Source organism: Devosia sp. ZW T5_3 (genome assembly GCF_044987315.1).
GTDB lineage: Bacteria > Pseudomonadota > Alphaproteobacteria > Rhizobiales > Devosiaceae > Devosia.
This window is the reverse complement of record NZ_JBJDRE010000019.1, coordinates 67,501-72,500: the sequence shown is the minus strand read 5'-3', so window position 1 is coordinate 72,500 and position 5,000 is coordinate 67,501. Positions and strand designations below refer to the sequence as shown.

The window sequence follows — 5,000 nt, the reverse complement described above, 5'->3', positions numbered from 1 at the left end:
ACAGCTCACTGGTCAAGCGTTCCTGCGGCGAAGATGTAACGGGTCTAAAACTGCCCACCGAAGCTTAGGGTTTGCACGTTTACGTGCAAGCGGTAGCGGAGCGTTCCGTAAGCCTGCGAAGCGGTACCTGTGAGGGGCCGTGGAGGTATCGGAAGTGCGAATGATGACATGAGTAGCGACAAAAAGTGTGAGAGACACTTTCGCCGAAAGTCCAAGGGTTCCTGCGCAATGCTAATCAGCGCAGGGTTAGCCGGCCCCTAAGGTGAGGCAGAAATGCGTAGCCGATGGGAACCACGTTAATATTCGTGGGCCAGGTGGTAGTGACGGATCGCGCAGGTTCGTATCCCCTTATTGGATTGGGGGTGCGATGAGCCGGTTCCTGGAAATAGCTCCACCAATATTGACCGTACCCTAAACCGACACAGGTGGACTGGTAGAGTATACCAAGGCGCTTGAGAGAACTATACTGAAGGAACTCGGCAAATTGCATGCGTAACTTCGGGATAAGCATGACTTCTACGAGGGCAACCTTGTAGGAGTGGCACAAAAGAGGGGGTGGCGACTGTTTATCAAAAACACAGGGCTCTGCGAAGATGCAAATCGACGTATAGGGTCTGACGCCTGCCCGGTGCCGGAAGGTTAAAAGGAGAGGTGAAAGCCTTGAATTGAAGCCCCGGTAAACGGCGGCCGTAACTATAACGGTCCTAAGGTAGCGAAATTCCTTGTCGGGTAAGTTCCGACCTGCACGAATGGCGTAACGACTTCCCCACTGTCTCCAGTATAGACTCAGCGAAATTGAATTCCCCGTGAAGATGCGGGGTTCCTGCGGTCAGACGGAAAGACCCCATGCACCTTTACTATAGCTTTACGCTGGCATTTGTGTCGGCATGTGCAGGATAGGTGGTAGGCTTTGAAGCAGGGACGCTAGTTTCTGTGGAGCCGCAAGATGAGATACCACCCTTATCGTCATAGATGTCTAACCGCGGCATAACAGTGTCCGGGACAGCGTATGGTGGGTAGTTTGACTGGGGCGGTCGCCTCCCAAAGAGTAACGGAGGCGCGCGATGGTGGGCTCAGGACGGTCGGAAATCGTCCGCTGAGTGCAATGGCATAAGCCTGCCTGACTGCGAGACTGACAAGTCGAGCAGAGACGAAAGTCGGTCATAGTGATCCGGTGGTCCCGCGTGGAAGGGCCATCGCTCAACGAATAAAAGGTACGCTGGGGATAACAGGCTGATAATGCCCAAGAGTCCATATCGACGGCATTGTTTGGCACCTCGATGTCGGCTCATCACATCCTGGGGCTGGAGCAGGTCCCAAGGGTATGGCTGTTCGCCATTTAAAGTGGTACGTGAGCTGGGTTCAGAACGTCGTGAGACAGTTCGGTCCCTATCTGCCGTGGGTGTAGGAATATTGAGAAGAGCTGACCCTAGTACGAGAGGACCGGGTTGGACGAATCTCTGGTGGACCTGTTGTGGCGCCAGCCGCATTGCAGGGTAGCTAAATTCGGACGGGATAACTGCTGAAAGCATCTAAGCAGGAAGCCTCCTTCAAAACTAGTATTCCCTTGAGAGCCGTGGAAGACCACCACGTCGATAGGCCGGGTGTGGAAGCGCAGCAATGTGTGAAGCTTACCGGTACTAATAGCTCGATTGGCTTGATCGTTCTCATTAATCTATGTCCGCATAGACTGTGAAATGATCGGTTAGAAATACACCAGACACCCCTCCTTGCATGGGAGAGGCGGTGTCCATACAGAACAAAAACCAGAATTCACACCGTATGTTTTTCGCTGACCTTGTGGTTCTTGCGAGGAGCCCAAGACCCGATCCCATCCCGAACTCGACCGTCAAATTCCTCTGCGCCAATGGTACTAAGTCTCAAGGCTTGGGAGAGTAGGTCGCTGCAAGGTCTGCAAAAAACATCCGGTTCTCATTACAACGCCGATAAGAATTCAAAAGCCCTCCACTGGAAACAGTGGAGGGCTTTTGCGTTCAAGGCATTGAAACACAACAAGCCCCAGCCATAATGCGGAAGCTGCGCTACTGGCGATGAAGGTGGGAAACCACCGGGGAATGCAGCCATCAAAGGCCGCTCGCCTGGGCATTGTTCGAGACACCAAAGGATGCCCCGTGCCGCTGCGTTCGGGGACTGGGGGGTAGGCATGCTGGAAACCGAGCGCCCGGACTTGAGCCTAAGCCCGCTCACCAGAAGCGCGGCAGCCGAACTCCATAACCTTCTCCAGCAAAACCGCGGCCATCTTACCGCGCATGGCGATTACGCCGAGCAAGTGGCGATGTCCCGCGACCAGGTCGAGGTCGAACTTGCAGCCGATTCCGCCAACCTGCGCTTTGGCGTTGTCCTGAGCGGAACTCTTATCGGCCGAATCGACCTGATTGCAGCAGATCCGCCCAAATATGGCTTGGGTTATTGGTTGGCGAAGAACGCGACGGGTCAAGGCTATGCGACCGCAGCGCTACGGGCGGTGATCGGCCATGCCGGAACGGAGCTGCACGCAACCGACATCTATGCCGGCGTGACGCGCGGCAATGCCAGGAGCGAAGCCCTGCTCGAGCGCCTGGGTTTTCTGCCCGTCCTGGACTTTGACAGCTACAGGCGGTTTCATCTTGGCCTGAGGTGAATGCGCAGGCGACAGATTCGGGGAATTGATGGTGGCTGAAGACCTGGCGGTGCTCCGCGCGCTTGGCGCTCCCGAGGCGCCCCTGCTCGGCGAGGGCGGCGAAGCCAGGGTTTATGCCCTGGGCGATCGGCAGGTCTTGCGCCTGTTGCGGCCTGGCGCTTCGTCCGCTCAGCAGACTGTTCGCGCCGAATTGCTGGCGGAAATCGCCGCCGGCCGCGGCGCAATCGCTTTTGCGACGCCGGAAGTCGAGCGAATCACCGAGATCGAGGGGCGCGTTGCGGTCGTCGAACGCCTGCTGCCCGGCATTCCGTTTTCACAAGCCTTGGCCGTGGCGCAGGGCGAAGAGCGGCAGCAGCTGCTGCTCGAATATCTCGATGCGGCCAGTCAGATCGGCGATATCGCGGTCAAAAGAGATTTCTTCGGCGACCTCGGTTCGGAGCAGGCCATCCGGCGCCCCAGCTATCGGGAATATCTGCAAGCGCGGCTGGAGATGACCCGCGCGCTGCCCGGTCCGCTCAGTCATTTGCCGATCGAGACCATCGAGGGCATGCCCGACTGTTCCGCCGGTGCACTCGTGCATTTCGATATCTTCCCCGGCAATGTCCTGGTCGATGCGGGGCGCGTCAGCGCCGTGATTGATTTCGGCGCGACCTCGATGATTGCCGATCGGAGGCTCGATTGCTGGTCGGCCGTTGCCTATCTCGATGCGGAACTGTCGCCGGACGCCAATCCAGGCGATCGTGCCCTGGCCCTCGATTGGCTGGAGCAGCGGGGACTAGCCGCCGACTTCGCCGCCGCCAAAGGCTGGATCGCCAGCTATTGGTGTTTTGCCCATGACGATCCCAAGGTGAGCGCCTGGTGCTCGCGCATCCTGGCGCCATAGAGAGCGGGCCGCGATTCGGTGCGCTCGACAAAGAACGAATCAGGCCTGATTCTGCACTCGCCGCGTGTTCGCTGTGGGAGAGGCCAATGCCTGATTCCGGTGTCGATATCGATCTCTTCCGCCGCCTCGAACAGGCCCTGCATCGCCCGGAGGTCCGGGGCTCGAGCGACGCAGTCAGCGCGCTTTTGGCCGAAGACTTTAGGGAGTTCGGCAGCTCTGGCACGATCTACGATAAGGCTATGGTGCTCGAGGCTTTGGCCCAAAGAGCGCCGGCCGCGGCGTCACCCTTGCCGGTGATTCTCGATTTTGCCGCACAAGCGCTCGCGCCGGATATCGTGCTGGTGACCTATCGCAGCGTTCGTCCTCCCCATGGGGACGACCCGGAACGGGCTGTGCTGCGCAGCTCGATTTGGCAGCATGCCGAGGGCTCATGGCTGATGCTGTTTCATCAGGGGACGCCGGTTCCGTCTCGTGCATGAACTGCCTTAGGATGCCGCGGCGCATCAGTTTCATCCCTGGAAAATTCTGCCGACGGAAGGGTACACTGACCAATCAAATAAGCGCAGGTGGGGACAATGACATTTTGGTTGGCGACTATCGGGATAGCAATCGTGGCGTACCTCCTTGGCTCGATCCCTACCGGCTATCTTGCAGGCAAGTTGTTTGGCGGAATTGATATTCGAGAACATGGCTCCAAATCGACGGGCGCAACGAATGCCTTGCGAGTCTTGGGCAAGTGGCCCGCGCTCGTTGTTCTTGTGGTGGATGTGCTTAAAGGCGCAGCCGCTGTCGCATTGGCGCAGTGGCTTTGCCTTTGGCTTGATGTCCAGGATCTAGAAGCTTGGACCGTTTTAGTAGCCGGGTTAGCTGCACTGCTGGGACATGGACGTTCTATCTGGCTGAAATTCACCGGTGGCAAATCAGCGGCAACCGGATTGGGCGTGTTGCTGGCAATGGCGCCAATCGTGGGTTTAGGCGCGGGACTGGTTTTCGGTTTGACGCTGGCGATTTCTCGCATTGTCTCCCTTAGCTCGATACTCGCCGCCTTAACGGGAATTGCTCTCGTCTTGGGCTTCGAACAGCCACTCCCCTATCGGTTTCTGGTCATCGCGGGCGGCATTTACGTGATTGCACGACATGCGGCCAACATTCAGAGATTGCTGGCGGGAACAGAGCCGAGGCTGGGACAAAAACTGTCGTAGTTGCTGTTCCATAATGAACCTTATGCGCAAGGCCGCCTATGGCGCCGGTCCGGGCGTGCCGTCTGATTCTGCAACGCGCCGTGGGCTTGCTCTTACACAAACAGGCAAAAAACCTATATAGTCACGATAGTCATCGTAACGCAGGAGGCCGCCATGTCCGCGACCAAGAAGCAGGAGCCCGAGGCCTGGACCGTGGCCAATGCCAAGGCGCATTTGTCCGAGGTTATTGAGCGCGCCCAGAGTGAGCCGCAGATGATCACGCGTAATGGCACGC

5 protein-coding genes, 2 rRNA genes and 1 riboswitch (2 of these 8 only partly in view) are annotated in these 5,000 nt (G+C 57.8%); all 7 genes read left to right on the top strand.

The features are described from left to right. Positions 1 to 1,665, top strand: a 23S ribosomal RNA gene (locus ACI3KW_RS20175); it begins 1,058 nt to the left of the window's first position. Positions 1,666 to 1,796: 131 nt separating this feature from the next. Beyond that, a 5S ribosomal RNA gene (gene rrf / locus ACI3KW_RS20170) occupies positions 1,797 to 1,912 on the top strand. Between the two features lie 119 nt (positions 1,913 to 2,031). After that, positions 2,032 to 2,112, top strand: a riboswitch (ZMP/ZTP riboswitch). Positions 2,113 to 2,164: 52 nt separating this feature from the next. After that, a complete protein-coding gene (locus ACI3KW_RS20165) occupies positions 2,165 to 2,641 on the top strand; it encodes a GNAT family N-acetyltransferase (protein WP_404849573.1) in 477 nt (158 codons plus the stop codon). A gap of 31 nt (positions 2,642 to 2,672) precedes the next feature. Next, positions 2,673 to 3,524, top strand: coding sequence for a phosphotransferase family protein (locus ACI3KW_RS20160; protein WP_404849572.1), 852 nt, complete (start codon positions 2,673 to 2,675; stop codon positions 3,522 to 3,524). 86 nt (positions 3,525 to 3,610) lie between these two features. After that, on the top strand, positions 3,611 to 4,003 hold the full coding sequence (locus tag ACI3KW_RS20155; RefSeq protein WP_404849571.1) for a DUF4440 domain-containing protein: 393 nt from the start codon (positions 3,611 to 3,613) through the stop codon (positions 4,001 to 4,003). A 96-nt stretch (positions 4,004 to 4,099) separates the two neighbouring features. Further along, positions 4,100 to 4,726 (top strand): glycerol-3-phosphate 1-O-acyltransferase PlsY, encoded by a 627-nt coding sequence (plsY, locus tag ACI3KW_RS20150; RefSeq protein WP_404849570.1) that lies wholly within the window; start codon positions 4,100 to 4,102, stop codon positions 4,724 to 4,726. Positions 4,727 to 4,879: 153 nt separating this feature from the next. Continuing rightward, positions 4,880 to 5,000, top strand: the 5' end (the start) of a protein-coding gene (locus ACI3KW_RS20145; protein ID WP_404849569.1) for a type II toxin-antitoxin system Phd/YefM family antitoxin. It continues 149 nt past the right edge of the window; 121 of the gene's 270 nt are visible here — the first part of the coding sequence; it begins with the start codon at positions 4,880 to 4,882; its stop codon lies off the right edge, out of view.

Coding starts and splice junctions, on each gene's coding strand:
- ACI3KW_RS20165 (WP_404849573.1), top strand. CDS start 2,165: ATGCTGGAAACCGAGCGCCCGGACTTGAGCCTAAGCCCGCTCACCAGA.
- ACI3KW_RS20155 (WP_404849571.1), top strand. CDS start 3,611: ATGCCTGATTCCGGTGTCGATATCGATCTCTTCCGCCGCCTCGAACAG.
- plsY (WP_404849570.1), top strand. CDS start 4,100: ATGACATTTTGGTTGGCGACTATCGGGATAGCAATCGTGGCGTACCTC.